The 22,597-nt window shown below is 65.8% G+C and carries 16 protein-coding genes and 1 pseudogene; 11 read left to right on the forward strand and 6 right to left on the reverse strand.

Going from position 1 to position 22,597, the window contains the following annotated elements; all coding sequences use genetic code 11:
* Positions 1-28: 28 nt before the first annotated feature.
* The 4 genes from VLI63_RS01485 to VLI63_RS01500 all read right to left on the reverse strand — a co-directional run bounded on the left by VLI63_RS01485 (position 29) and on the right by VLI63_RS01500 (position 7,849).
* Positions 29-1,471 carry a glycoside hydrolase family 26 protein gene (locus tag VLI63_RS01485; RefSeq protein WP_409155117.1) on the reverse strand — a complete coding sequence of 481 codons (1,443 nt, stop codon included), beginning with the start codon at positions 1,469-1,471 and terminating at the stop codon, positions 29-31.
* Complete coding sequence (locus tag VLI63_RS01490) at positions 1,458-2,978, reverse strand: glycosyltransferase family 2 protein (RefSeq protein WP_409155118.1); 1,521 nt, start codon at positions 2,976-2,978, stop codon at positions 1,458-1,460. Before VLI63_RS01490 ends, VLI63_RS01485 begins: the two co-directional genes overlap by 14 nt.
* Before the next feature lie 494 nt (positions 2,979-3,472).
* The gene (locus VLI63_RS01495; protein WP_409155119.1) at positions 3,473-6,457 is read right to left on the reverse strand and encodes a bifunctional [glutamine synthetase] adenylyltransferase/[glutamine synthetase]-adenylyl-L-tyrosine phosphorylase; all 2,985 of its coding nucleotides are present in this window, start codon (positions 6,455-6,457) and stop codon (positions 3,473-3,475) included.
* 36 nt (positions 6,458-6,493) lie between these two features.
* Complete coding sequence (locus VLI63_RS01500; RefSeq protein WP_354576370.1) at positions 6,494-7,849, reverse strand: glutamine synthetase family protein; 1,356 nt, start codon at positions 7,847-7,849, stop codon at positions 6,494-6,496.
* Positions 7,850-7,907: 58 nt separating this feature from the next.
* On the opposite strand from VLI63_RS01500, the gene VLI63_RS01505 reads away from it, so the two are divergent.
* Positions 7,908-9,656 (forward strand): NAD+ synthase, encoded by a 1,749-nt coding sequence (locus tag VLI63_RS01505; RefSeq protein WP_409155120.1) that lies wholly within the window; start codon positions 7,908-7,910, stop codon positions 9,654-9,656.
* Positions 9,657-9,680: 24 nt separating this feature from the next.
* Positions 9,681-10,517 carry a 3-methyl-2-oxobutanoate hydroxymethyltransferase gene (gene panB / locus VLI63_RS01510; RefSeq protein ID WP_409155121.1) on the forward strand — a complete coding sequence of 279 codons (837 nt, stop codon included), beginning with the start codon at positions 9,681-9,683 and terminating at the stop codon, positions 10,515-10,517.
* 207 nt (positions 10,518-10,724) lie between these two features.
* On the opposite strand, the gene VLI63_RS01515 is transcribed toward panB, so the two are convergent.
* The gene (locus VLI63_RS01515; RefSeq protein ID WP_354576367.1) at positions 10,725-10,895 is read right to left on the reverse strand and encodes a methionine aminopeptidase; all 171 of its coding nucleotides are present in this window, start codon (positions 10,893-10,895) and stop codon (positions 10,725-10,727) included.
* Positions 10,896-10,929: 34 nt separating this feature from the next.
* Here VLI63_RS01515 and map point away from each other — a divergent pair, with 34 nt between their 5' ends.
* The 9 genes from map to VLI63_RS01560 all read left to right on the forward strand — a co-directional run bounded on the left by map (position 10,930) and on the right by VLI63_RS01560 (position 20,642).
* Positions 10,930-11,796 (forward strand): type I methionyl aminopeptidase, encoded by an 867-nt coding sequence (map, locus tag VLI63_RS01520; RefSeq protein ID WP_409155122.1) that lies wholly within the window; start codon positions 10,930-10,932, stop codon positions 11,794-11,796.
* A gap of 39 nt (positions 11,797-11,835) precedes the next feature.
* On the forward strand, positions 11,836-12,585 hold the full coding sequence (gene ppgK, locus VLI63_RS01525; RefSeq protein ID WP_409155123.1) for a polyphosphate--glucose phosphotransferase: 750 nt from the start codon (positions 11,836-11,838) through the stop codon (positions 12,583-12,585).
* Positions 12,586-12,705: 120 nt separating this feature from the next.
* A complete protein-coding gene (locus VLI63_RS01530) occupies positions 12,706-12,840 on the forward strand; it encodes a hypothetical protein (RefSeq protein ID WP_409155124.1) in 135 nt (44 codons plus the stop codon).
* Positions 12,837-12,926 carry a K(+)-transporting ATPase subunit F gene (gene kdpF / locus VLI63_RS01535; protein ID WP_185200755.1) on the forward strand — a complete coding sequence of 30 codons (90 nt, stop codon included), beginning with the start codon at positions 12,837-12,839 and terminating at the stop codon, positions 12,924-12,926. The genes VLI63_RS01530 and kdpF overlap by 4 nt, the downstream gene beginning before the upstream one ends.
* Entirely contained in the window at positions 12,926-14,602 is a 1,677-nt protein-coding gene (gene kdpA / locus VLI63_RS01540) for a potassium-transporting ATPase subunit KdpA (protein WP_409155125.1), read from the forward strand. Before kdpF ends, kdpA begins: the two co-directional genes overlap by 1 nt.
* Before the next feature lie 5 nt (positions 14,603-14,607).
* Positions 14,608-16,767, forward strand: coding sequence for a potassium-transporting ATPase subunit KdpB (gene kdpB / locus VLI63_RS01545; protein ID WP_409155126.1), 2,160 nt, complete (start codon positions 14,608-14,610; stop codon positions 16,765-16,767).
* Positions 16,768-16,808: 41 nt separating this feature from the next.
* A complete protein-coding gene (kdpC, locus tag VLI63_RS01550) occupies positions 16,809-17,420 on the forward strand; it encodes a potassium-transporting ATPase subunit KdpC (protein WP_409155127.1) in 612 nt (203 codons plus the stop codon).
* A 13-nt stretch (positions 17,421-17,433) separates the two neighbouring features.
* Entirely contained in the window at positions 17,434-19,962 is a 2,529-nt protein-coding gene (locus VLI63_RS01555) for an ATP-binding protein (protein ID WP_409155128.1), read from the forward strand.
* A complete protein-coding gene (locus tag VLI63_RS01560; protein ID WP_354576398.1) occupies positions 19,962-20,642 on the forward strand; it encodes a response regulator in 681 nt (226 codons plus the stop codon). Before VLI63_RS01555 ends, VLI63_RS01560 begins: the two co-directional genes overlap by 1 nt.
* Before the next feature lie 499 nt (positions 20,643-21,141).
* Here VLI63_RS01560 and VLI63_RS01565 read toward each other — a convergent pair.
* A pseudogene (locus VLI63_RS01565) lies at positions 21,142-22,407 on the reverse strand (DUF222 domain-containing protein).
* Between the last annotated feature and the right edge of the window lie 190 nt (positions 22,408-22,597).

A 22,597-nucleotide genomic window follows, 5' to 3' on the forward strand; every position in this document is an offset into this window, starting at 1 on the left:
TGGGGTGTGCGGATCACTGGTCGGTTGGTCATTGAGGGCTGAGGTCGAATCGTCCGCCGGGCAGCGCGAGGCCCGCGGTGAAGGCGGCGAGGCTGTCCGGCCTCGAGTCGATCCGCCAGTCGTTGGTTGCCAGCTCCCCCTCGGTGTACGAGGTGACGGCGAGGTTGAACCAGGAGAACCCGATGATGTCCTGGTTCTCCGGCTTCGCCAGCGCCTGGAAGAGGCTCGAGATCCAGGCCGCCTTGTGGCCGCCGACTTCGGATGCCCCGATCTCGGCCAGCAGGATCGGCTTGTCGGTGATCCGCCTCAGTTCCTTGAGGCTCGGGGTGAAGGTGTAGTCGAAGGTGAAGTTGTTGTCCGGCTTGTAGGCGGGGCGCAGGTAGCCGGAGAGTCCAACGACATCCACGTAGGCAGATCCCGGGTAGAGCGAATCGAGGTAGGCCGGGGCCTTGTGCGTCGCCGGGAGGTTGTTGATCACGTTCGGCGCCCAGATCCAGGCGACGAGGCTGTTCGCGCCCTCCTCCTGGAAGATGTCGTGAACGTGTTGCCACATCTTGACGTAGTCCCCGGGGCGGTTGCCGTTGATGGCCGTGCCCTTGGCGTCGTCTTCGGACCACGGATACCAGACGCCGTTCATCTCATGGTCGAGACGGATGCCGAGGGGAAGACCGGAGGCGACGATGTCCTTGGCGTACTGGTGCAGGTACGCGTCGAAGTTGCCCGGCACGCCGGTGGCGGGATCACCGATGATCTTGGGGAGCGAGTAATCCGGTTCCTCGACGGCGTCATTGGCGGCGCCGATCGGACGGGACTCCCACGTGAGGATCGGGAGCGTGTTGCGCTTCCAGGACGCCTTTACGACATCCGCCCGGAACGTCTGGTCCCAACCGCCGAAATAGCCGACCGCATTCGGCTGGCTGCCGATCTTCTTCGCCGTGGCGTCGAAGGATGCGAAGTTGAACGGTGCCTGCTCTGTGTACATGCCGAAGTAGCGGGAGGTCGGGTTGATGATCTCCGCTTTGGACGGTGCGGTCACGACCGCGCCGGCCGCGTTGGTGCTCGACGGTTTGCGGGTGATCGGCTTCGCCCGTGCTGCCATGGTGGTCTTTGCTGCCGCAGCGGCATCCAGGGCGCCCTGGGCGCTGTAGAGCTGCTGCTGGATCGACGCCAACTGGGCCTTCGTCGCGCTGAGGTTGCCCTTGCTTCCGCTCAGCTGCTTCTGGAGGGCGATGACCTGGCTGAGCAGTGAATTGCGCTCGGCAACGATTTTGGCGGTAGCGATGTCCGCCCGAGTGACGGATGCCGCTGCCTGGGTCACCGGGTTGGCCGGCGAGTTCCAGACGATCACACTCGTGGCCACGAGCCCGAGCACGAGGACGGCGGCGCCGGCTGCGGTGAACCGTGCGCGGGTGCTCGAGAGCGCCCACCAGGTTCCCGGTCGACTGAGGTTGCTGCGCTTAAGAAATGACAATGAAATACGCCTCCACAGCGAAGATGGTGAGTCCGATCACGTACGGCCACGCGGCCTTGGGATTGAGGCGCCGGCGGCGCTGGGCCCGAGGCGCTGAAGGCCTGACCCTGGTTCCGATCCGTGGCGATGCCTCGAGCAGCGCCGTCGAGTGGTTGCCGGCCGACATCGGCCCGAATCCGATCGGGGCCTGGTCGGAACCGTGATCGACTCGGGGGCGCTCATCAACCGACAGGGACTCGACGATCGTGTCGTTCGACGATCCGCCCGCATACGCCCCGGCCCGAGTACCCCAGCCGCTGGCGTGACCCATCCGGAAGAAGCCGATGAGTCGGATGGGCATGAGGAACGCGGTCGAGACGATGATGAACACGGGAAGGCGGAAGAAGTCGCTCGGCTTCTCCGAGAGGTGACGCAATTGCCGGATGGCCATGCTGAGCACCGAGGACAACACCATGAGGCCGACGACGAGCGCGATACCGCTCTGGACGCCGTACTCCTTGAGGATGCCCTCATAGAAGTTGTAGCCCTGGCCGGTGAAGCTGCGGAAGATCCAGCCGCCGATGACTCCGGCGAGCAGGAAGGGGAGCACGATGTCCATGACGAAGAACAGGGCGAGCACAGGGGCGTGCCCGAGCATCCAGGGCAGCATCCGCAGGGTGTTGTACTGGCTGCCACGAGCCCAGCGCAGCTGCTGCTTGAAGAGCTTCTTGATCTGGAGCGGAGCATCCGTATAGACCAGCGAGGTGTACTGGTACACGGTGCGGTAGCCCTCCTTGAGCGTGAGGTTGGTGAGGGTGCGGTCGTCGCTGACCTCGAGGAAGACGCCCATGAACTGTTCGCTCATGAAGCGCTCCATGACCCGCACCATGATCGAACGGCGGAACGCGATCGTGCGTCCGGGAAGGCAGCCGACCTGCCCGAGAACACTCTGCGCCGGCATGGAGTACAGGGCGCGGGAGTTCTCCAGCCAGTCCGCCCACCGGGTGATCCAGCTGCGCTCCGGCTCGAGAATCCGCTGGCGCGTCGTCGCGCCTCCGACGGATGCGTCGGCGAACGGCTTCACGAGCTCCGAGAGGGTGTTGTCGGTCCAGACGGTGTCGGAATCGACCAGCACCGTGATGTCGCCGGTGGAAAGCTCCGTGCCGATCTTCACGGCGTTGCGTTTGCCGGGAATCGGGGTGTGGACCCACCGCACCAGGGGCCGGAACTCGTCGGAGATCGCTTCGAGGGTCGGGTTCCGTGCGCCATTGATCACGACGATGATCTCGCCGGGCCGCTGCTCCACCATGCGGCCGAGCACATCACGAAAGAGATCCTCCGGCTCGTCGAGCACGGGAACGATGACGCTGGTCGTTCCGGTGAAGGTTCCGGTGAAGGGTTTGTAGCGGCTGGAGATCACGAGCTTGATCACCCAGAGGGCCCAGATCAGTGCGGAGTAGACCGCGAAGGTGTAAATCTCCGGGTGTCCGTCAATCATGTGACGGATCTGGAGGATGAAGATGAACACGAGATTCCCCGATCGTTTGCGGTGGTGGACTGTCCGCAACATTGAGGAACTGGCGAGCTATTTTTTCGGGGTAGTTGAATTATTGACAGACGTTTCAAGCAGAAGCAAACGGGCAGAACAGGGTCGAAGTGGATATCGCGGTGCCCTCCCTTTTTTGTCACCCGATTCGTGTCAGCACTTCGGCCGACGTGGTGCCTGACCCCCAAACGGTGGACACCGGCCTCGTTTTCGGAACGCCTGGTGCGCGCGGCCAGGGCTCCTCGCGGCGGTATGAAAACAGCAGGTCAAACGCGCTATCGTGCACACTGGCGCGACAAGGAAAACCAGGAAGTCGGCGGCGGGCCCTGCGAGTGCCCGCGCGGGGGGACAGAACGCCCCCTCCCCGAAAGGGGTACAGATATTCGCCGCGACGGGGGACGCTGAAAATCGATGAAATTAGTCCGAACGTTTACCGGTTGGAAACATCCCGGATGCCCGGCGCGAGCCGCGGCGATTCAGCCGGTGGTCGGTCCGGGCACTTTCTCGACGCCGTAAAACCGCTTCTCGAAGACCGCTCGAGCCAGTCGGGTCAGTCGCAGGTAGTCCTCTTCCAGCTGGGTCGCCGAGCCCGGCGGATACTCGAGCAGTCGAGCGACGCCGTCGAGCTGCTGGCGGTCCGTGGGCAGCACATCAGTGGTCCGGGTCATCCAGAGCACCATCGCCGACCGCACCCGGGAGGCGAAGATCCAGGCATCCCGCAACTTCGTGGCATCGCTGGTCGTCACGAACCCCTCGGTGCGGGCGACCTCGAGTGCCGAGAGCGTGGAGGTGGTTCTGAGGCCCGGCACCCTTGCGCCCTTCTGCAACTGGATGAGCTGCACGAACCACTCAACGTCGCTGAGCGAGCCGCGACCGAGCTTGAGATGCCGGGCGGGATCCGCCGCCTGAGGGAGCCGCTCCGACTCGACCCGGGCCTTGATGCGTTTAACCTCCCGCACGTCGTTCTCCGAGATGGAGGGGGGAAAACGCACACCGTCGGCGAGGGACTCGAAATCGGCGAGCAGCGCGGGGTCCCCCACGGCACCACGAGCACGAAGCAGGGCCTGCGCCTCCCAGGTGAGCGACCAGCGGGCGTAGTACGCCCGATAGGAGTCGAGCGATCGAACGACCGGCCCGTTCTTGCCCTCCGGTCGCAGGTCGATATCGAGGTCGAAGGGCAATCGCAGGTCTTCGGTGTGGCGGTTGAGCTCGCTGACGAGTTGCTTTGCCCGCGCGGCGGCCTCCTCGTCCGTGGCACCGGTGGCGCGATACACGAAGAGCACATCGGCGTCGGATCCGAATCCCAGCTCCTGGCCGCCATAGCGTCCCATTGCGACGATTCCGAACTCGATGCCGTCGTCCTTGGGTCGCACGGCGTCGAGTATTCCCGTGAGGAACGCCGTCGTCACGTCGGAGAGGGCCTTGCCGAGCTCCTCCACGTGCACGAGACCGAGGATGGCGCCGATGGCGAGTCGCAGCACTTCACGGCGGCGCAGAGTGCGCAGCGCGAGCGCAGCGGCCGCGATGTCGTCATGCCTCGCGAGGGTGGATGCCGTTTCGTCGAGCAGTGCCGCGAGCGAGCGTGGGGCGAGCTCCTCCTCCCGGTCGAACCAGGCGGCCGCCTCCGGGATGCGCTCGAGCAGCACTCCGACGAATCTGGCGGAGGACAGCACGCTGGTGAGGCGTTTGGCCGCGCCGGAGGAGTCGCGCAGCATTCGCAGGAACCAGTAGGACTCGCCGAGGTCGTCGCTGAGTCGCCGGAAGGCAAGGAGACCGTAGTCGGGGTCGGCGCCGTCAGCGAACCATTGGAGCATCACCGGCAGCAGGTGGCGCTGAATCGCGGCGCGACGAGACACTCCCCCGGTGAGCGCACCGATGTGCGCCAGTGCGCCCTTCGGATCGCGGAATCCGATCGCCGCGAGCCGCGCGACGGCCTGTTCGCTGCTCAATGCGAGGCCCTCATCGGGGAGGGCTGCAACCGCCGAGAGCAAGGGACGATAGAACAACCGCTCGTGGAGGTTTCGAACCTCGTGCTTCGTGCGGTTCCACTGCTCGGTCAGGTCGCCGGCACCGGACGCGATACCGCTCGCGCGGGCGAGGATCCTCACGGCGTCAGGATCGCTCGGCATCAGGTGCGTTCGCCGGAGCTGAACCAGCTGGAGTCGGTGTTCGAGCAACCGGAGAAAACGGTAGTCGCGCGAGAATTCCGCTGCCTCGACGCGCCCGATGTAGCCCTGTTCGGCGAGGGCGACCAGGGCGGGGAGGGTGGCACGTTGGCGAACCAGTTCGTCGGTCTGGCCGTGCACGAGTTGGAGTAGCTGGATGGTGAACTCCACGTCACGCAAGCCGCCCGGCCCCAGCTTGAGCTGGTAGTCGAGTTCGGCGCTCGGGATGTTGTCGGTCACCCGCTCCCGCATGCGCTGCACCCCCTCGACGAAGTTCTCGCGTGAGGCGCTCGACCACACCTTCGGTGCGACCGCGTCGACATAGCGCGCCCCGAGTTCGTCATCCCCGGCAAGGGGCCGGGCCTTGAGGAGCGCCTGGAACTCCCAACTCTTCGCCCAGCGGTCGTAGTAGGCGATGTGGGAGTCGAGGGTGCGCACGAGGGCGCCATCCTTGCCCTCCGGTCGCAGGTTGGCATCCACCTCCCACAGCGCGGGCTCCCGCGAGTAGTCGTGGATGCCCCTCATGGTCGCCATGGCCAGACGGGTCGCGATCTCGACCGCGCGGGAGTCGGTCACCTCATCGGAGCCCTCGGCGACGAAGATCACGTCGACATCGCTCACGTAGTTGAGTTCCCGGGCGCCGGCCTTTCCCATGCCGATGATCGACAGACGGGTCGCCGCGACCTCCCCAGCGGGAAACCGTACGGTGGCGCGCGCCACCAGCAGCGCGGCGTCGAGAGCCGCCGCCGCCAGGTCGGCGAGTGCCGCCGCCACACTGTCGAGACTGTCGAGCGGATGCGCCTGTCCGAGATCCCACGCGGCGAGTTGCGTCACGTGGCGGCGATAACGCACCCGAAGTGCATCCCACGACGCCTCCTCGTTCGTCGCGTCGATCGAGGCGACCGACTCCGCCAGGTCGAGTCGATACGCCTCCGGGGTGAGCGGGCGGGCGAACGGCACCGTAAGCACCGAGAGCTCCTCCGGATGGCGCAACAGGAAGTCCGCGAGACCGGCCGAGGCTCCGAGCACACGGACCAGCCGATCGGCCGCGGAGATATCGCAGAGCACCGCTCTGGTCTCGGTCGGAGCCTGCCGTGCGAGCGTCGTGAGGAAGCGCAGAGCGCTGTCGGGATCCGCGGCATGGGCGAACAGGGGAAGGAGTCCTGTCGCGCTCAGGTCGCCGGCGTCTTCGCCGCCGAGGAGTTCATCCAGCTCGGCGAGCCGCACCACGGCGGGGTCGAGTTCAGCGAACCCGATCCTCGCGAGGTCGGTCAGGATGGATTGTTCGCGCGCCATTGCCGTCGAGTCCTAAACCCCAGATCCGGGATGCCGTTACAGCATCTCCAGGTTGCTCTTGAGCTCGTAGGGGGTGACCTGCGCGCGATACTCGCGCCATTCCTGGCGCTTGTTGAGGAGCACGAAGTTGAAGACCTGCTCGCCGAGGGTTTGAGCCACCAGCTCCGACTCCTCCATGAGTGAGACGGCGTGATCCAGGCTCGCGGGAAGCTGGCTGTAGCCGAGCGCCCGACGCTCGGCATCCGAGAGCTCCCACACGTTGTCTTCGGCTTCGGCGGGGAGCTCGTAGCCCTCTTCGATGCCCTTGAGCCCCGCAGCGAGCAGCAGCGAGAAGGCGAGATACGGGTTCGCCGCAGAGTCGATGGCACGGTACTCCACCCGTGCGCTCTGACCCTTGTTCGGCTTGTACAACGGCACTCGCACGAGGGCGGAGCGGTTGTTGTGCCCCCAGGTAACGAAGCTCGGAGCCTCCCCGAGCTTGTTCTGGGACGATCCGCCCCAGAGCCGCTTGTAGGAGTTGACGAACTGGTTGGTCACAGCAGTGATCTCCGGCGCGTGGCGCAGAAGGCCAGCGATGAAGTGGCGCCCGATCTTGGAGAGCTGGTACTGCCCGGCGCCGTCATAGAACGCGTTTGTATCCCCCTCGAAGAGCGACATGTGAGTGTGCATCCCCGACCCTGGCTCGCCCGAGAGCGGCTTCGGCATGAACGTGGCGTAGACGCCCTGCTCGATGGCCACCTCCTTGATCACGGTGCGGAAGGTCATGATGTTGTCGGCGGTGGTGAGTGCGTCCGCATAGCGGAGGTCGATCTCGTTCTGGCCCGGGCCGGCCTCGTGGTGGCTGAACTCCACCGAGATGCCGAGGTCTTCGAGCATCCGCACCGAACGGCGACGGAAATCGTGCGCTGTGCCTCCCGGCACGTTGTCGAAGTAGCCGGCGCGGTCGACGGGCTGTGGGCCCTCCTCGCCGAACTGCGAGCTCTTGAGCAGGTAGAACTCGATCTCGGGGTGCGTGTAGAAGGTGAATCCCCGCTCCGCTGCGGTCGCGAGCGTGCGCTTCAGCACGTTGCGCGGGTCCGCGACGGCCGGCTGACCATCGGGCGTCATGATGTCGCAGAACATGCGGGCTGTTGGGTCGATCTCTCCACGCCACGGCAGGATCTGGAACGTCGCCGGATCCGGATGCGCGAGCACGTCGGCCTCGTAGGAGCGGGTGAGGCCCTCGATCGCCGAGCCGTCGAATCCGAGGCCCTCGGCGAAGGCGCCCTCGACCTCCGCGGGAGCGATCGCGACGGACTTGAGAGTACCGACGACATCCGTGAACCAGAGGCGGATGAACTTGACGCCGCGTTCTTCGATGGTGCGGAGAACGAAGTCGCGCTGCTTGTCCATGGGCTCCTCTTGTTGCTCGTTCCGGGGCGATTCCTCCCCGGCTATTAGGCTAGTGGCTATGCCCCGACTCCGCTTGGCGCTTGGCCAAACCAACCCCATCGTCGGCGATCTGGTCGGCAATTCCGAACAGATTCTCGACGCCGCCCGTCGCGCCTCAGCCCAGGGGGCAGACCTGCTCGCTGTCGGGGAGATGGCGATCAGCGGCTACCCCATCGAAGACCTTGCGTCGAGGCCGAGCTTCCTCGCCGACTGCCACGACGCGGTGCAGAACCTCGCCAAAGAGTTGCAGGATGCCGGTCTGGGCGATCTCGCCGTGATCGTCGGGCATCCGGATGGCCCCTTCGAGCCGCGTCTGCTCGGCACGAGCAACGCGCCGACCGCGATCGCACAGAACTGCGCGAGCGTGATCCAGCACGGGCACGTGACCGCCCGTTACGCCAAGCACCACCTTCCCAACTACTCGGTGTTCGACGAGTACCGCATCTTCATCCCGGGCGACGAGCTTCTGGTGCTGCGGATCAAGGGTGTGGATGTCGCGGTGATCGTCTGCGAGGACCTCTGGCGCGACGGGGGTCCGGTCGGCCGGGTTCTCGATGCCGACGCCGGTCTGCTCGTGGTGATCAACGCCTCGCCGTTCGAACGTGACAAGGACGAGGTTCGCCTGCCGCTGGTCACCCGTCGGGCGGTCGAGACCAACACCACCGTCGCGTACGTCAATATCGTCGGCGGGCAGGACGACCTGGTCTTCGACGGCGACAGCGTGGTGGTGGATGGCGCGGGTACCATCCTCGCGCGCGCGCCCCAGTTCGCCGAGCACCTGCTCGTCGTCGACCTCGAGGTCTCCCCCGCGGCGGACTTCTCGTCGGCGGCGGGCGCAGAACTCCCCCGAAACGTCAAGCGGGTCACCCTCGCCGACGGACCGGACCAGAAGCCGCCCCTTGATGCGGACCTCGCCACCCTCCCGGATGATCGCGAACAGGTGTGGAACGCCCTCGTGCTCGGCCTCCGCGACTACGTGGGCAAGAACGGCTTCCGCTCGGTGATCCTCGGGTTGTCCGGCGGCATCGACTCCGCGGTCTGCGCGGCGATCGCCGCCGACGCGCTCGGCGCTGACCGGGTCTGGGGCGTCAGCATGCCGAGTCGCTACAGCTCCGACCACTCGCGCTCCGACGCCGACGATCTGGCCGACAACATCGGGTTGCACTACTCGACCGAAGCCATCGCCGACCTCGTGCTGCCGATCGAGACCCAGCTGAAACTCACCGGCACCGCCGCCGAGAACGTGCAGGCGCGCATCCGCGGCATCATCCTGATGGGGCTGTCGAACCTCGATGGCCATCTCGTGCTCACCACGGGAAACAAGACCGAGCTCTCGGTGGGGTACTCCACCATCTACGGCGACTCCGCCGGCGGGTTCGCTCCCATCAAAGACGTGCCGAAGATGCTCGTCTGGGAGTTGGCCCGGTGGCGCAATGATGCCGCGACCGAGCGCGGCGAGGTTCCCCCGATCCCCGCGAATTCGATCGACAAGCCACCGAGTGCCGAGTTGCGTCCCGACCAGACGGACCAGGATTCCCTTCCTCCCTACGAAGTTCTCGACGCCATCCTCGACGCCTACATCACCCGCGCGCTCGGCCGGGAGGATGTCATCGCTCTCGGCTTCGACGAGGAGACCGTCGACTTCGTGACGAAGCTGGTCGACCACTCCGAGTGGAAGCGCCGACAGGGCGCCATCGGCCCCAAGATCAGTCACATGGCCTTCGGTCGCGATCGCCGGCTGCCGATCACGTACCGACCGACCCTCTAGCGGCCCGAGGCTAGGATTGCGCGCATGACCGACCCCACCGCTGCGGCGACCCAGGCGAACCTCAAGAGAGTGCGAACGCGACACTTCCAGAGCGCGAAAGAGAACGGTGTGAAGATCACCGGCCTCACGAGCTACGACCAGCTCACGGCATCCATCTTCGACGCGGCGGGGATCGACTTCCTGCTCGTGGGCGACTCCGCCGGCAACAACGTGCTCGGTTACGAGACCACTCTGCCCGTGACCGTGGAGGACCTCATCCCGCTCACGCGGGCGGTCGCCGGGGCGGTGACCCGGGCCTTCGTCGTCGCCGACATGCCGTTCGGCTCCTACGAGACCGGGCCGGACGAGGCGCTGCACACGGCGTTCCGGTTCATGAAGGAGACGCACGCGCATGCCGTGAAGTTCGAGGGCGGGGTGCGCAGCGCAGAGCAGATCCGCCGCATCGTCTCCGCGGGAATCCCCGTGATGGGTCACATCGGTTTCACCCCCCAGAGCGAGCACGGTCTCGGGGGCCACATCATCCAGGGGCGCGGCGAAGGGGCCGAACAGCTCCTCGCCGACGCCCACGCCGTGGAGGACGCAGGAGCTTTCGCCGTCGTGCTCGAGATGGTGCCCTCCCTCATCGCGAAGCAGGTCACCGAGGAGTTGCGCATCCCCACCATCGGGGTCGGGGCCGGCCCGCATGTGGATGGCCAGCTTCTAGTCTGGACGGACTGGGCCGGCCTCACCGTCGGCCGCATCCCCAAGTTCGTCAAGCGCTATGCGAACCTCAGCGGCGTTCTGACGGATGCCGCGAAGGAATACATCGCGGATGTCGCGGGCGGCGAGTACCCGGCCGCGGAGCACGAGTACACGGACTAGGGGCAACGGCTGCGGGTGCTGGCCAGGGACCCTGGCTGGGATTCCTGGCCGGGGTTGCCAGCTGCGTGCCTGGCAGGGGTGATAAACGGGGACCGTGCCGCGCCACTCGCTCCACTCTCCCTCCGCTACCGCCCTCTTCGCGCCAGTGTGTGACACGCGCGCCCGGAATTCTGGGCGCACGTGTCACCCCCGTGCGCCAGGGGTGCGTCAGTCGTTCTTCGCGTCTTCCTCTGCCCACTTGCGGGCGCGTTCGGCGATGATCTCGGGAGCCCGGGCGGCATCCTCCCGGGTGTCGAACGGTCCGTCCAGCTCCGAAGCAAGCGACTGCTTGCCCTCCTCCACCTCGTGGGTGCGGGTGTTGTAATACCACTGCGTCATGAATGACTCCTTGCTCGCCACTAAAATTACTCCCATGCCCAAGGATTCCAATGGCCACCTGGTTGCGGGGCGCGTCTCTCCCGCTCGTTTCGTGCCGAGGCACATCGTGCGTCCCGAATACGTCTGGAAAGCCGCACCCTCCCGATTCACCGGGTCGGACATCTACGACGCGGAGGCGGTCGGCCGCATCCGCGAATCGGGCCGGATCGCGGCGGATGCGATCGCCCTCGTCGGCGAACACGTGCGAGCCGGAATCACCACAGACGAACTGGATGTCATCGGCCACGACTACATGGTGGCCAACGACTCCTACCCCTCGACTCTCGGCTACCGCGGCTTCCCCAAATCGCTCTGCAGTTCGGTGAACGAGGTGATCTGCCATGGCATCCCCGATGACACCGTGCTCGAAGACGGTGACATCGTGAACATCGACATCACCGCATTCAAGAACGGCGTGCACGGCGACAGCAACCAGACCTTCATCGTCGGTCAGGCGGCACCGCAGGTGGCTGAGCTGGTCGAACGCACGCGCGAGTCGCTCAACAGAGGCATCAAGGCTGTGGCGCCCGGCCGGGAGATCAATGTCATCGGACGCGCCATCGAGTCCTACGCGCGCCGTTTCGACTACGGCGTCGTCAGGGACTTCACCGGCCACGGCGTCGGGGAGGCATTTCACTCCGGCCTGATCATTCCCCACTACGACGCCGCCCCCTCCTATGCCACGGAGATAGAAGTGGGTATGGTCTTCACGATCGAGCCGATGCTCACCCTCGGGGGCATCGAATGGGAGATGTGGGAAGACGACTGGACCGTCGTCACCAAAGACCGCAGCATCACCGCCCAGTTCGAGCACACCATGGTCGTGACCGAGCGCGGCGCGGAAGTACTGACACTCCCCTGAGCTGCTTCCGGCAGAACAATCTATGAAGAGAATGGCAAGATGGCTTCCAAAGCAGTAGGCATCGATATCGGCGGCACCGGCATCAAGGGGGCCATCGTCGACGTCGCGACGGGCAAGCTCCTCAGCGATCGGGTCAAGCTGCCCACTCCGGAGGGCGGAGAGCCGGATGACATCGTCCTGACAGTGCTCGAGGTGCTGAAGAAGCTCGGCTCGCCCGAGAAGAAGCTGCCGATGGGACTGTGCTTTCCCGCCGTCGTGGTGAAGGGGCGCACCCTCTCGGCCGCCAACGTCTCGAAGAAGTGGATCGGCCTCGAAGCGGAGACCCTCTTCGAGAAGGGACTCGACCGCGACATCACCTTCGTGAACGACGCGGATGCGGCGGGCTACGCCGAGGCACTGTACGGGGCCGCGGAGAAGCAGAAGGGCCTCGTGATCCTGACCACACTCGGCACTGGCATCGGAACCGCCCTCATCTACAAGGGAGTGCTCATCCCGAATGCCGAGCTCGGCCACCTGCAGCTCGAGGGGGTCGACTGGGAGACCAGGGCTGCCTACTCGGCGAAGGAACGCGAGAACCTGAGCTGGGAACAGTGGGCCGAACGACTGCAGAAGTACTACGACATGCTCGTGGCTCTCTTCCACCCCGACCTGTTCATCGTAGGTGGTGGGGTGTCGAAGGAGCACAAGGACTTCCTGCCGCTGCTGAAGCTCGACACCCCGATCGTGCCCGCCGTGCTGCGCAACAATGCCGGCATCCTCGGAGCTGCCGCCCTGGCCTCCGGAAAGTAGCTCTCCCAACGACCCGGCGTAAGGCTTCGCCTTCGCGGCGTTAGGGATCCGTTAGTTCCGCGAAGGTGCCACCCCGGCGGGTGTGGAATTCCTGAGTGGCATCGTGTCTATCTGGACGCGATGCCGCTGCGTGCCCCATGGCCGCAGCCTGCGCTCTTTTCGGAGGAATCCATGCTCGATCTCATTTATGTGATCGGCGTTGTCGGCCTGTTCGCCCTCATCGCCCTCGTCGCCCGGGGGGTCGAGAAACTGTGATCTTCTTCACAGTGCTCAGCCTCGTCCTCGGCGTGGCAGCACTCGTCTATCTCGTTTTCGCCCTCGTGAAGCCGGAGCGATTCTGATGAACAACACCTGGCTCTTCATCCTGCAGGCGGCGACCATCGTCCTGGTCCTCGCCCTGATCTACCGCCCCCTGGGCGACTACATGGCTCAGGTCTACTCGACCCCCAAGAACATGCGCGTCGAGCGCGGCTTCTACCGGCTCATCGGCGTCAATCCCGCGTCGGAACAGACTTGGCCGGTCTACCTCCGCAGCGTGCTCGCCTTCTCCGCAATCGGCGTGCTCGCGGTCTACCTGCTCCAACGCATCCAGGAGATCCTGCCCTACTCGCTCGGCTTGCCGGCGGTGGAGCAGTCGCTGGCCTGGAACACCGCCATCTCGTTCGTGACCAATACCAACTGGCAGTCGTACTCGCCAGAGCTCACCATGGGTTACACGGTTCAGCTGGTCGGGCTCGCGGTTCAGAACTTCGTCTCCGCCGCAGTCGGAATCGCCGTGGCCGTCGCCCTCATCCGCGGGCTCGCCTCTCGAAAGTCCACGACGATCGGCAACTTCTGGGTGGATCTCACCCGCGGTGTCGTGCGGATTCTGCTTCCGCTCTCGGTCATCGCCGCCATCGTGTTGATCTTCAGCGGAGTCATCCAGAACTTCGCGGGCTTCCAGCACATCACGACCCTGACCGGAAGCACCCAGACGATCCCGGGTGGTCCGGTGGCGTCACAGGAGGCGATCAAGGAGCTCGGTACGAACGGTGGCGGATTCTTCAACGCCAACTCCTCTCATCCCTTCGAGAACCCCACCGGGTGGTCGAGCCTGTTCGAGATCGTGCTCCTGCTCGCGATTCCGTTCTCCCTCCCCCGCACCTTCGGACGCATGGTGGGCGACAACCGGCAGGGCTACGCGATCCTCTCGGCCATGGGCCTGATCTGGGTCGTCTCGGCGGCCCTGCTCACTCTTCTGGAGAGCGTCGGCAGCGGCACGGCCAGTCAGCTGGCCGGAGGGGCGATGGAGGGCAAGGAGGTGCGATTCGGAATCGTCGGATCGAGCCTATTCGCCACCTCCTCAACGCTCACCTCGACCGGCGCAGTCAACTCCATGCACGACAGCTTCACCTCCCTCGGCGGTGGGCTGATCATGGTGAACATGATGCTCGGCGAGGTGGCTCCCGGCGGAGTGGGATCCGGCCTCTACGGCATCCTCGTGATGGCCATCGTCGCGGTCTTCGTCGCCGGCCTGATGATCGGGCGCACACCCGAATATCTCGGCAAGAAGATCGGTTCGCGCGAAGTGAAACTCGCGAGCATCTACATCCTGATCACGCCGACTCTGGTGCTGGCCGGAACCGCGCTGAGCTTCGCGATACCGGCGGTGCAGAAATCCGTCGTCGGCACCTCGATGGCCAATACCGGGCTGCACGGATACTCGGAAGTGCTCTATGCCTTCACCTCCGCGGCGAACAACAACGGTTCGGCCTTCGCCGGTCTCACCGCGAGCACCCCGTGGTTCGATACGGCTCTCGGAGTGGCGATGCTGCTCGGCAGGTTCCTGCCGATCGTGTTCGTGCTCGCCCTCGCCGGCTCTTTCGCCGCCCAGGACAAGATCCCGACCACCTCCGGCACCCTCCCCACCCATCGGCCGCAGTTCATCGGCCTGCTCGTCGGCACGATCGTCATCGTGTCCGCCCTCACCTACCTCCCCGTACTTGCGCTCGGCCCGCTCGCAGAAGGACTGAAGTAACAATCATGACCACAACCCTCATCACTCCCACCGGTAGCGACTCGCCGTCGCAGAAGCAGGGGCGAAAGCAGGCCTCCGCATTCAGCGCCGGCCAGCTCGTCAAGAGCATCCCGGATGCCCTGCGCAAACTGGATCCGCGCCTCCTGTGGCGCAACCCGGTCATGTTCGTCGTCGAGATCGGCGCCGCCCTCACTACCCTCCTCGCGATCGCAACGCCGTTCCTCGGTGCGTCTGCGCAGACCACGTCCTCCCCGACCTCACTCGCCTTCATCTGGTCGATCGCGGTCTGGCTGTGGCTCACCACTCTGTTCGCCAACATGGCGGAGGCGGTGGCCGAGGGTCGCGGTAAAGCCCAGGCCAAGAGCCTGCGTGACAGCCGCACCAGCACCATGGCCGAGCGGGTGCGTGCCTACGACGAGACCGGTGATCCCGGCGCCGAGCGCGCGGAGTTCGAAAAGATCGCCTCTGCCGAACTCACTCTCGGCGACACCGTCGTTGTCGTCGCGGGAGAGCCGATCCCCGGCGACGGCGACATCATCTGGGGTATCGCCTCGGTGGATGAATCCGCGATAACCGGCGAATCCGCCCCGGTCGTTCGCGAGTCCGGTGGTGACCGCAGCGCGGTCACCGGCGGCACCCGGGTGCTCTCCGACCGCATCGTCGTGCGCATCACGTCGAAGCCGGGCGAGACCTTCGTCGACCGCATGATCAAGCTGGTCGAGGGCGCCTCACGGCAGAAGACTCCCAACGAGATCGCGCTCAACATCCTGCTCGCGAGCCTCACCATCATCTTCGTGGTGGTCGTGCTCATCATCAATCCGATCGCCCAGTACTCGAACGCCTCACAGAGCCTTCCCGTGCTCGTCGCCCTTCTGGTCTGTCTCATCCCGACCACTATCGGTGCCCTGCTCTCCGCGATCGGCATCGCCGGCATGGACCGGCTCGTGCAGCACAACGTGCTCGCCATGTCCGGCCGCGCCGTCGAGGCCGCCGGCGACGTGACGACCCTGCTTCTCGACAAGACCGGCACGATCACCTACGGCAACCGTCGGGCCGCGGAATTCGCGACACTCTCCGGAGTGGACGCCGAGACACTCGCGACGGTCGCGGCAGCCTCGTCTCTCAGCGACCCGACCCCGGAGGGCAAGTCGATCCTCGACCTCGCCACCGAGCAGGGCTTCGCCTACCCGACCACTGTCGACGGCACCGTCGTCCCGTTCACCGCGCAGACCCGCATGAGCGGGGTCGACTACGCCGATGGCAGCCAGGTTCGCAAGGGCGCCGGGTCCATGGTGAGCGCCTGGGTCGCGGAATCAAGCACCCTCACGCCTGCCCAGCAGACTGAACTCGACAGCGTGGTCACGCGCATCTCCGAGGCCGGCGGCACGCCGCTGGTCGTCGCGCGGCGCACCTCCGCGGGTGAGGCATCCGTTCTCGGTGTCGTCTACCTCAAAGACGTCGTGAAGACCGGCCTTGCCGAGCGCTTCGCCGATCTGCGTCGCATGGGCATCCGCACGGTGATGATCACCGGAGACAACCCCCTTACCGCCAAGGCGATTGCAGCAGAGGCCGGGGTCGATGACTTTCTCGCGGAGGCGACCCCGGAAGACAAGATGGAGTTGATCAAGAAGGAGCAGGCCGGCGGCAACCTCGTGGCGATGACCGGGGACGGCACCAACGACGCCCCGGCCCTCGCCCAGGCGGATGTCGGCGTCGCGATGAACACGGGAACCTCCGCGGCCAAAGAGGCGGGCAACATGGTGGATCTCGACTCCGACCCCACCAAGCTCATCGACATCGTGGGCATCGGCAAGCAACTATTGATCACCCGTGGATCGCTCACGACCTTCTCGATCGCGAACGACGTCGCCAAGTACTTCGCCATCATCCCGGCGATGTTCGTGGCGAGCTACCCCGGACTCGCGGCGCTCAACTTCATGCAGCTGCACTCCTCGGCGTCCGCCATCCTCTCCGCCGTCGTCTTCAACGCGCTCATCATCATCGTGTTGATCCCCCTGTCCCTTCGCGGAGTGACCTACCGGCCGGGCAGCGTGTCCAGTGTGCTCGGACGCAACCTGCTCATCTACGGAGTCGGTGGACTGATCGCGCCCTTCATCGGCATCAAGCTGATCGACCTCGTCATCTCCCTCATCCCGGGCTTCTAAGCCCCCCTCGCCGACAAACTAAATCACAAAGGACATATCTCATGAGCCAACTCCGCGGCGCACCCCGCCAATACTGGGTCGCTCTTCGCGCCATGGTGGTCTTCACCATCGCTCTCGGCATCGTCTATCCGCTCGTCATCACGGTGGTCGGCCTTGTCGCTCCGTCGCAGGCGAACGGATCGCTCGCCTCGGTCGACGGCAAGACCGTTGGATCGAGCCTCATCGGCCAGTCCTTCGCCGACAAGAAGGGCAACGCCCTCCCGCAGTGGTTCCAGTCGCGCCCCTCGGCAGCCGGAGACGGCTACGACGGCGGAGCCTCCAGCGGCACCAACCAGGGCACCGAGAGTGAGACACTGATCACGGCGATCAAGGAACGGAAGGCAGCCATTGCGAAGAGCGACGGAGTTGATCCGGCTTCGATCCCGGCCGACGCTCTCACGGCCTCCGCGTCGGGCCTCGACCCGCACATCAGCCCGACCTATGCCCGCGAGCAGATCTCGCGGGTGGCCGCAGCACGCAACCTCTCCGAAGCCCAGGTCACGAAGCTTGTCGACGCTGCGGTCACCGGCCGCGTGCTCGGCTACATCGGCGAACCAACGGTCAACGTGCTCGAGCTCAATATCGCTCTCGCCAAGCTCGACCCGAGCGACTGAGACGGTCGGTTAAGTGACCAGAGGCATCCTGCAGGTCTATCTCGGCGCGGCTCCCGGAGTCGGCAAGACCTTCAGCATGCTCGAGGAGGGGCGGCGACTCCTCGACGCCGACCTCGATGTGGTCGTCGGACTCGTCGAGACGCACGGCCGAGCCGAGACGGCCCGACTCACCGAGGGGCTCGAGCTGTTTCCGCGCCGCAGCGTCGGACATCGCGGGGTGACCCTCGACGAACTCGACCTCGACGGCCTCATCGCCCGCCACCCGGACTGGGCTCTCGTCGATGAACTCGCGCACACGAACGCCCCAGGCAGCGCGCACGAGAAGCGCTGGCAGGACGTGCAGGACCTCCTGGATGCCGGCATCAACGTGATCTCGACGGTGAACATCCAGCACATCGAGTCGCTCAACGACGTGGTTCAGTCCATCACCGGGGTCACCCAGCGCGAGACGATTCCCGACTCCGTGCTGCGATCCGCCGACCAGATAGAGGTGGTGGACCTCACGCCGGAGGCGCTGCGCACCCGACTCGCGGGCGGTCACATCTATCCCGCCGGCACCATCGACGCGGCGCTCAGCAACTATTTCCGCCTCGGCAACCTCACAGCCCTGCGCGAACTCGCCCTCCTCTGGTTGGCGGACGAGGTGGATGTCGCGCTCCAGGCATACCGCAACGAGCACGGCATCCGTGGCAAGTGGGAGGCCCGGGAGCGCGTCGTCGTCGCCCTGCCCGGGGGAACGGAGGGAGAGACCCTCATCCGCCGGGGTGCTCGCATAGCGGCCCGAACAAGCGGAGGGCAGCTGCTGGCCGTCCACGTCTCGAGCTCGGATGGTCTCGCGGAGTCTGATCCCGGGGCTCTCGACACCCAACGCTCCCTCGTCGAACGTCTGGGCGGCACCTATCACCAGGTGATCGGTGACAACACTCCCACGGCTCTTGTGGACTTCGCCCGTGGCGTCAACGCCACCCAGCTCGTCATCGGCGTGAGCCGCCGAAGCCGCCTCACCACCTTCCTCACGGGGCAGGGAATCGGCCAGACCGTCATCCGGGCATCCGGTGACATCGATGTGCACATCGTTTCCCACGCCTCTGCCGGCACTCTGCAGCTGCCGACCACGGGTGGCGCGCTCACGGTGCGCCGCCGAGCCGTGGGCTTCGCCCTCGCCCTGATCGGGCTCCCCCTGCTCACCTGGATCCTCAGCGGGTTCCGAAGTAGCGAGTCCCTCCCCAGCGATGTGCTGGCATTCCAACTGCTCGTGGTGGTGGTGGCGCTCATCGGCGGCATCTGGCCCGCCGTCACGGCGGCGGTGATCGCCGGGCTGCTGCTCGACTTCTTCTTCGTCAACCCGCTCTACACCGTCACGATCGCCGACCCCCTGCACCTTCTCGCCCTGGTGATCTTCCTGGTGATTGCGGTGCTGGTCAGCCTGGTCGTCGACCAGGCCGCAAGCCGCAGCCGGTCAGCGAAACGCTCGGCGGCCGAGGCCGAGACGCTCGCCACCGTCGCCGGCAGCATCATCCGTGGCGAGAACGCCGTCGAAGCCCTGGCCAACCGCATGCTCGAGATCTTCGGCATGGCGAGCGTGATCGTGAGCTACGACGGTGAGCGACTCTTCGAGGCCGGAGCCTCGACGGCCACCGGTGACGAGAAACGTACAGTCGTCGAGCTCGGAGACAACGGCAGCGTCGTGCTCACCGGGCGCGATCTGCAGGCCTCGGACCGGCGCATCCTCAACGCCTTCGTCTCGCAGATCGAGGCCGCGCTGGTGCAGCAGGAACTGCGCACCGCCGCCAGCGGCATCCGCCCGCTCGAGGAGGCCGACCGCCTGCGCACGGCGCTGCTCGCGGCAGTCGGCCATGACCTGCGCACCCCTCTCTCCTCGGCGACCGCGGCGGTGTCGAGCCTTCGGAGCACGGATGTCTCCTGGAGCGACCGTGATCGGGACGACCTGCTGCAGACCGCAGAGGTGTCCCTCCACCGCCTCGCCGACCTGGTCAACGACCTGCTCGACGCCAGCCGGCTTCAGGCCGGAGTGCTGCCGATTTCGTTGGGGAGGGTGGGCCTCGACGAGATCGTGCCCCTCGCCCTCGACGAGCTGAGGGTGCCGCTCGACCGGGTGCGGGTGGATGTCTCTGCCGAACTTCCCGAGGCCCTCTGCGACGCGGTGCTTCTACAGCGCGTGATCGTCAATCTCGTCGCGAATGCCTTGCGCTACTCCCCCGCCGACGCTCCACTCTTCATCACGGCCAGCAGCTTCGGGGAGCGGCTCGAATTGCGCGTGATCGACCGGGGTCCCGGCATCCCGCCGGCGAAACTGGCCGAAGCCTTCCAGCCGTTCCAGCGACTGGGAGACACGGACAACACCACCGGGGTCGGGCTCGGGCTCGCGCTCTCCAATGGATTCATGGAGGCGATGGGAGGCAGCCTCGAGGCAGAGGATACCCCCGGCGGTGGGCTCACAATGGTCGTGACGTTGCCGACGAGTGAGCAGCTCCCGTCCCAGGAGCGCTCGGACGAAATTCCGCTGAGGCAGGAGTCGTGATGCGCATCCTGGTGGTGGACGACGATGCCCAGATCCTCAAAGCGCTGCGTATCAACCTCGCGGCTCGCGGCTACGAGGTATTCCTCGCCCAGTCGGGACCGGATGCCCTTGATGTCGCCGCCCGCGTCAAGCCCGAGCTTGTGGTGCTCGATCTCGGCCTGCCCGGCTTCAGCGGCATTCGGGTGATCGAGGGTTTGCGTGGCTGGACGGAGGTTCCGATCCTCGTCGTGAGCGGACGCACGGATTCCGCCGACAAGGTCGACGCGCTCGATGCGGGGGCGGATGACTACGTCACGAAGCCGTTCGCAATCGACGAGTTGCTCGCCCGCATCCGAGCCCTCAGTCGACGCTCGCCTGCCGAGCCGGAGCAGCCGGTGGTGACATTCGGCGATGTGACGGTGGACCTCGCCGCGCATGCCGTATCGAAAGCCGGCTCCGGGCCGGTGAAGCTCACCCCGACCGAGTGGCACATTCTCGAAGTCCTGGTGCGCAATCCGGATCGCCTGGTGACGAAGCACTTGCTCTTGACCACGGTGTGGGGTCCGGCCTACGAGAAAGAAGATGGCTACCTGCGGCTCTACCTCGGGCAACTTCGCAAGAAGCTGGAGCCGGAGCCCTCGCGCCCGAGGTATCTGCTCACGGAGCCCGGAATGGGCTACCGGTTCGCGCCCGGAGCCTAGCGGTTTCGGTTGGCGCCCGGGCGACACCGACGCTGCGCTGTCACAATCTCCTCCCGCTGTGTGGGCGACCCCGCCGCCGTACGCGTCGCTAGTGACCCCAACTTCGCTGTGAACCGCCATTTAGCTGGGGACGGGGAGCTATATCTAGTTGGCAGTGTCCTGACATACGGCCCGAATCTCATCCGTTGCGGCCCTGGTCGAGAGGCCAGGAACACGTGTCAAGCGCTGGGCCCGACCTGTTCCATTCGACCGCGCACGCGTGGCGCCCCCTGGTCGACCCCGTCGAGGCGCTCACGCTGTCCGCCCCTGCGACACGCTTCGCCGGACTCACCAGAGCGGATGACGCATCGGTCCGCACTATTCCCGGGAGCGCGGCCCGCCACGCTCCCGGGGTCGTGACGGGGTTGCCCGCCAAGTGCATCAGCGCCGCCTCTCGACACGTGCCGCCTCCCCACACGTGCCGAGTCTCAAAAAGTACCGCCGCCCCACACGTGCCACCTCACTGCAGGCGAACGCGCCCGCCCCTCCTTGCCCGCCGAGAGGGATCCACCCAGGGCGGCGGAATGAAGTAGGGGATCCCCTGGCGAACCTCGATCTCCCATCCATCGTTATGCACGAGGTGGTGATGGAACGAACACAGCAGTACCCCGTTGTCGAGATTCGACTTTCCGCCGCGGGTCCACCAGAGGATGTGGTGTGCCTCGGCATACGACGGCGGACACGGGCAGCCGCCTACCGCACACCCGCCGTCTCGCTCCGCGAGAGCGATCTTCTGAGCACGAGTGAAGAGTCGTTTGGCGCGTCCCAGGTCGAGGACCTCGCTCTCTCGGCCCAATACAAGGGGGATGATTTCGGCCTCGGCAGCGAGACGCCGCGCGGCAGAGGCCGAAAGGGACGTTCCTGAGCCGTCGAGTTCGGCGACACCGGTTGCGGTCAGCAGGCAATCGAGACTCATCCGCACAACGAGCGTGAACGCCGGCAAGTCACCGCCCGGAGAATCGCAGGTGGCCGCGTGATGGAACACCTACTCGGCCGCATCCGATCGTAGCTGGGGCAGGATCCGGTCGTCGGGCATCGCGTCGGGTTCGCGTGCCTGGCGGAGCTGATCGCTCACGATGGCGTCGATGCCCGCTTTGACGAGACCACCGACCTCCGGCGGCATGAGCCAGTCGAGCCTCACCATGCCCTCCGGGGTCGCGAAGATTGTCAGGGATCGACGGGTGCGGTGAAGTTCATCCCTTGGTTCTGCTCCGTCTTGGTCCAGCCGGTCACGCACCTGCCTGGCGAGTACCTGCACCTCCCGAACAGTGAATCCCTCACAGTGTTCGACAAGGGTCTTCTCCGCGACGAGGCGACTCTCGTCGGAGCACGCCTTCGCCGCGGACTCCAGCTCGCGGACGATTACTGCTGCGGCATCCAGCCCGATCCCGAGCTCCGCTATCGCCCGCGCGACGAACGGAAAGCGCGCCGGAAGCGGAGAGCCGTCGAGAGCAGATCCCTGCCGCGTCGCCAGTCCGACTGCGCACAGACGGATCGCCTCACCGACCGGGATGTCCCAGACCTTCGCAAGAAAGCCGCCCGGATTAGAGAAACCGGCACGCCGAGCGATTCCGTCCGCACCGAGCGTCTCGCGAGACCGGTGCGCCAACTCTCCGGCGGCTCGGATGCGTCTGGCATCCAGCACACGCTGCTCCTCACGCAGGGCCGCGACAGACTCGATCACCTCACTGTCCGTGAGCTGGGTGAGCCGTGCGAGAGTTTCCATGGGCCTACTCTCCACGGCACCACCGACACTCGAATGTAGCTGCTGACCTCCATTTTACTTAGTAGGCGGGCGATCCAACCACTGACCTGGGGAGGAGTAGACCCGCGCACTCGAGCCCGAACGAGATGCGCCGAGCACACTGCGCAGGCGACAGAATGGACCCATGCACTCCCGCCACGTGAGCGTCAGC

This window comes from Lacisediminihabitans sp. H27-G8 (genome assembly GCF_046156175.1).
In the GTDB taxonomy this organism is placed as follows: domain Bacteria; phylum Actinomycetota; class Actinomycetes; order Actinomycetales; family Microbacteriaceae; genus Lacisediminihabitans.